The organism is Candidatus Parvarchaeota archaeon (assembly GCA_016866895.1).
Classification (GTDB): domain Archaea; phylum Micrarchaeota; class Micrarchaeia; order Anstonellales; family VGKX01; genus VGKX01.
This window is the reverse complement of sequence record VGKX01000092.1, coordinates 1-4883: the sequence shown is the minus strand read 5'-3', so window position 1 is coordinate 4883 and position 4883 is coordinate 1. Positions and strand designations below refer to the sequence as shown.

Annotated in this window: 5 protein-coding genes and 1 tRNA gene; 4 read left to right on the top strand and 2 right to left on the bottom strand. The window is 47.2% G+C overall.

Translation table 11 applies throughout. From position 1 onward, the window contains the following. Together FJZ26_04160 and nrdR are read left to right on the top strand one after the other, a co-directional pair. The coding region (locus tag FJZ26_04160; protein MBM3229598.1) for a M20/M25/M40 family metallo-hydrolase at positions 1-747 on the top strand (747 nt) is incomplete at its 5' end. A 27-nt stretch (positions 748-774) separates the two neighbouring features. Beyond that, positions 775-1230: a transcriptional repressor NrdR gene (gene nrdR / locus FJZ26_04155; protein MBM3229597.1), complete on the top strand. Its 456-nt coding sequence runs from the start codon at positions 775-777 to the stop codon at positions 1228-1230. Between the two features lie 202 nt (positions 1231-1432). On the opposite strand, the gene FJZ26_04150 is transcribed toward nrdR, so the two are convergent. Next, positions 1433-1505: transfer RNA gene (locus FJZ26_04150), tRNA-Gly, on the bottom strand. Positions 1506-1581: 76 nt separating this feature from the next. Between FJZ26_04150 and FJZ26_04145 the strand changes: the two genes are divergently transcribed. Then, positions 1582-2220, top strand: coding sequence for a ribonuclease HII (locus FJZ26_04145; GenBank protein MBM3229596.1), 639 nt, complete (start codon positions 1582-1584; stop codon positions 2218-2220). 115 nt (positions 2221-2335) lie between these two features. Then, positions 2336-2962: a DUF350 domain-containing protein gene (locus FJZ26_04140; GenBank protein MBM3229595.1), complete on the top strand. Its 627-nt coding sequence runs from the start codon at positions 2336-2338 to the stop codon at positions 2960-2962. Between the two features lie 81 nt (positions 2963-3043). Here the strand turns inward: FJZ26_04140 and FJZ26_04135 are convergent, their stop codons facing one another. Beyond that, positions 3044-4690: a CTP synthase gene (locus tag FJZ26_04135; protein ID MBM3229594.1), complete on the bottom strand. Its 1647-nt coding sequence runs from the start codon at positions 4688-4690 to the stop codon at positions 3044-3046. Positions 4691-4883: the final 193 nt, after the last annotated feature.

Sequence of the window (4883 nt, the reverse complement as noted above, 5' to 3'; positions counted from 1 at the left end):
GGAAGGACTACTCTTGCCGCAGTCTGCGACGAGGAGATATACTCGGCAGGCACTCACCATTTTCTTTCAAAAAGCAAAAATGATTTCACTGCAGCGCTTTTCTCAGAGCCAAGCTTTTCAGACAGGATTCGGGCAATAAACCAAGTCCCCGGTAGGTTTGCCTTTGACATTTCGGTAATAGGAAAGTCGGCCCACGGGGCAACCGGGCTTGGGACTAACGCCATTGTGGAGGCATCAAGGCTAATTGGCCAAATTAATGGAATCAAACTTGGCAGGCATCCGCTTATGGGTGCAGGCAGCATCAACATAGGCTCAATTGAGTCCGGGTCAAAGTTCCTTTCCGTGCCTGAAGAATGCACCTTCAGGCTTGACAGGTGCACGGTTGCAGGGGAAACAATGGCAAAGGCGAAAGGCGAGGTGCTGGAGGCGGCAAAAAAAGCCGGTCTTTTGGCAAAGCCCATTATCAAGCCAATAAAAAGGCCGACCCCCTTCATCCCTGCTGGCATGACAAGTCCGTCTTCGCCTCTCGGGCTGGCAATAAAAAAGGCATTTAGGCAAAATCAGACAAAGCTGATTTATGGCAAGGTGGATTCAACATTTGACATGGGCTATGCAGTAGATGCAGGCATACCCTCATTTTCAATTGGCCCTGTCGGCGGCAACCTGCATGCAGCCGAGGAATATGTTCTTATAAGCTCGATTGAAAAGTGCTACAGCATATACTTGGACATACTGAAGAACCTTTGAAACATTGGACAATTTTGGTGATTTCATATGCGCTGCCCATACTGCCTTCATCCCGAAACCTCGGTTGTCGATTCCCGCGACGCCGACAACATTGACCAGATACGCAGGAGGCGCGAGTGCCTCAAGTGCAAAAAAAGGTTCACTACTTTCGAGCGTGTGGAGCTAATAGATTTGATGGTTGTCAAGAAGGATGGGAAGCGCCAGCCGTTTTCCCGCCAGAAGGTTCTTGACGGCATTGTGCGCTCCTGCGTCAAGCTTCCAGTCTCTCCTGAAAAAATTGAAAAATGCGCTGACGAGATTGAGATGAACCTTCGCAAGCGCGACACTACCGAGGTTAAGTCCTCGGACATTGGAGAGCTTGTCATGAAAAAGCTCAAGCGGCTTGACAAGGTAGCCTACATCCGCTTTGCCTCGGTCTACCGCAAGTTTGTCGATGTCGCCGACTTCCAAAAGGAGCTCAAGGATTTGAGGAAAAAAGAGTAGTTATGCGGTCCACTTGTGCTTGCGCACAAGGTCCCGCAATTTTTCGCTGCTGCTCAAAATTGCGGCTGACATGCTCTTGCGGAGCATGTGCCACAAAAATCTCCGCTGCTGCTTTTGATTTTTGCGGTTGCCGGGACCGAAAAATGCCCCAGCATTTTGCGGGACTTTTGCGCGATAGCGCAAAATAGGCAGGCGCACGAAGTGCGGCTGCCGGGATTTGAACCCGGATCCTAAGCTTGGGAAGCTTATGTCCTGCCAGGTTGGACGACGACCGCAATAAAGTATTGGCAAGATTAAGGTGCTTATTTTCCCTCTAAAACTATTAAAAGCCCTTGTTGGCATAAGCTATCCATGATAGCAGGCATTGATGAGGCTGGCAGGGGATGCATTATCGGGCCAATGGTGCTTGCGGCGGCATTCTGCCAAAAGGAAGACGAGGCAAAATTGCGCAAAATAGGCGTGCGCGACTCAAAAAAACTCACGCCCGCAAAACGCGAGGAGCTTGCCCCTCTGATAAAAAAAATCTGCAGAATCGGCATGGTTAAGGTGAGTGCGCACGAGTTGACAAGTCTGATGTCCGGCGCTTCGCTTAACGAAATAGAGGCGCTAAAAATAGGCGAACTTCTTAACTCCTCAAGCCTCAAGCCCTCAATTGTCTATGTCGACTCGCCTGACAACATCCCAAAAAACTTCGAGCTTCGCATAAGAAAATATCTCAAGTCAAAACTGCATATCATCAGCCAGAACAAAGCAGAGGACAGATTCCCGTGTGTTGCGGCAGCGTCAATTGTTGCCAAAGTTGAGCGGGATAATTTAATCGAGTCAATTAAGCAGGAAACAGGCTTTGATTTTGGCTCTGGCTACACTTCAGACCCTCTAACAATAAAGTTTTTAGAAACTCATGCAAATGACCCAAAAATTAAGCAATACCTCAGGTGGAAGTGGAAAACACTTGAGAACATAAAGCAAAAAACACTTGCGGATTATTAGGGAATATTGGATTTAGTTACTAAGTTTGGTGCTCAGGCAATCCAATTCCTCTGAAATAGTATTTCAATAAACATGCAATGTTTTAATCTATGCAAAGTCTTGTTGGGGTGTATCTATGGGGACTGGTCTTGGATTTGTGGCATATGCGGTTGCAAAATACGTAATCTCCGCAGTAATTGCCGTTCTTGCGATTTTTGCGGGCCTAAAAATATTTGACAGGCTGACTCATGGCATTGATGAGATGAAGGAGATAAAAAAGGGCAACAGCGCGGTTGCCATTTACTTCGTGTCAATTGCCGTTTCAATTGCAATCTTTTTGATGCCTGCAATAGGCGGTCTTGCAAAGGATGTCAATCAGGCCTTCCCTCTCTCCTTCCAGGCAGTCATTGTCGCTGTTGACATTGCAAAGGTTTTTGCAATGCTTCTTGTGGCGATATTCACACTTACTGTTGCCTTCATGTCTATAGACAGCCTTACCGGGGAAATTTCAGAGCTAAAGGAGCTAAAAAGCGGCAACATGGCAGTTGCAATCCTTGTTGCAGGAATACTTGTGTCAATGTCAATAATCATCCAATCCGGGGTCGGGGACATAATCTCTTCCGGCTCGCTTGACACATTTACAATTGCAAAAAGGCTTTCCGGCTATGTTGGCGTTGATGCAAGCGCTTGCGTGCAAAATCCGGTGCTTGAAACTCAAGGCCCTGGCGCAAAAATTGACGCTTCTGCATGCGCCCCAAGCTGATAAGTAAACAATAATTGCATGCAAACTGCTTGGCAAAAATAAACGCGGAAAGAAGCTTCTCACAAGCAGTCGAGTCTTCCCCTATTTCTTTTCCTGCTGTCGCTTCAGGCACGCTTCAACCAATCCTACAAAAAGTGGAGCTGGCTTTTCAAGCCTGGATTTAAGTTCAGGGTGCGCCTGTGTTGCAGCTCCAAACCCCGAAGTTGTGCCGCCAGTTCCGTTCTGCGGCCATTCTACCATTTCAATTATTGTTCCATCCGGCGATTTTCCTGCAATCACAAAACCGCTTTTCATCAGTGTCTCAAGATAATCATTATTGACTTCCCACCTGTGCCTGTGCCGCTCAGATATCCTGCTTCCCGCCTTGTCACAGCCATATAGCTTGTGCGCATGGGTTCCTTTTGCAACATCGCACTCCCAAGCCCCAAGCCTCATTGTAGCTCCCTTTTCCTTTATTTTTCGCTGTTCTGGCAAAAAGTCAATCACAGGGTGCTTTGTTGACTCGTCAAACTCAGTTGAGTTTGCATCCTTGAGTCCTGCAACATTTCGCGCCCACTCAATAGTCATCATCTGCAGCCCCAAGCACAATCCTAAATACGGCATGCCATTTTTCCTTGCATACTCAATGCACTTAATTTTTCCTTCAACGCCGCGCTTGCCAAATCCGCCTGGCACAATCAACCCATCGCAGCTTTTTAGCAGGTCCTCAACAGGCTTTCCATCTTCAATTTCACTTGTCTCAATCCACCTAACCTCAATTCTTGAATCGTTATGTGCGCCAGCATGCACAAGTGCTTCCGTCACGCTGACATAAGCATCTTTAACTGCAGTGTACTTTCCGGCTATTGCAATTCGTACCGTGTTTTTCGGATTCTTGATTTTTTCAACCAGGCTGCGCCATTTTCGCAACCCATCCTCGCCGTTTGATATATTGAGCTCTTTCATTAGAACTTCGCCAAACTTCTGTTTTTCAAGTATCTGCGGCAGTTCGTAAATCGTATCAACCTTCGGGTCGTCAAAAACACACTCAGGCTCTATATTGCAGTAAAGCGCTATTTTTTCCCTAGCCTCTTTTGTCAGTGGCTCATCTTCACGGCAAACAATAATGCTGGGCCGTATCCCCATGGAGGCGATAAGCCTGTTTGCATGCTGTGTGGGTTTTGTTTTAAGCTCGCCTTGCGACAAGCTGTGGACATAAGTAAGCTGGATAAAAAGCGTGGATTCCTCAAAAGACAACTGGCGCATCGCCTCGATAAAGTAGCCGTTTTCCAAATCTCCAACCGTGCCTCCAACTTCAATTAGCACAACATCTGCCGTAGCCTGCTCCCCTGTGCTTTTCACCCAGGATTTGATCTCATCTGTCAAATGCGGTACAATCTGGACATCCCTTCCCAGATAACCGCCTGCACGCTCCTTCTCAATAATCCGCTTGAAAAGCTTGCCGCCTGTTATGCTGCACATGCCAGTCAGGTCGATATTCAAAAACCGCTCATAAGTCCCAAAGTCCATGTCGCACTCGGTCCCGTCGTCAAGCACAAACACCTCACCGTGGCGAAAGGGATTCATTGTGCCGCAGTCAACATTGAGGTATCCGTCAAACTTGATTGGGACAACAGACAAGCCCTTGGACTGGAGGATTTTTGCAATAGAAGAAGACAGTATGCCCTTGCCAAGGCCGGACATGAGCGAGCCCAATATGACAATGTATTTCCTTTTTCCTGCACTCATGTAGTAAGATAGTTCCATCAAAATTTAAAAACCCGCAAGAATCAGGGGTTGGAGGATGGAACTTTTCCAATTTGTCAGGCAGCGGTTTCTCAATTTGACAAGTAGCATTGTTTCAAATTTCTGCAGCATCCGCCATTTCTAGAACTCAGTAAGCTTCCTTTGCCTCAAAACTCTGCTTCTCTTCAGGTACTAG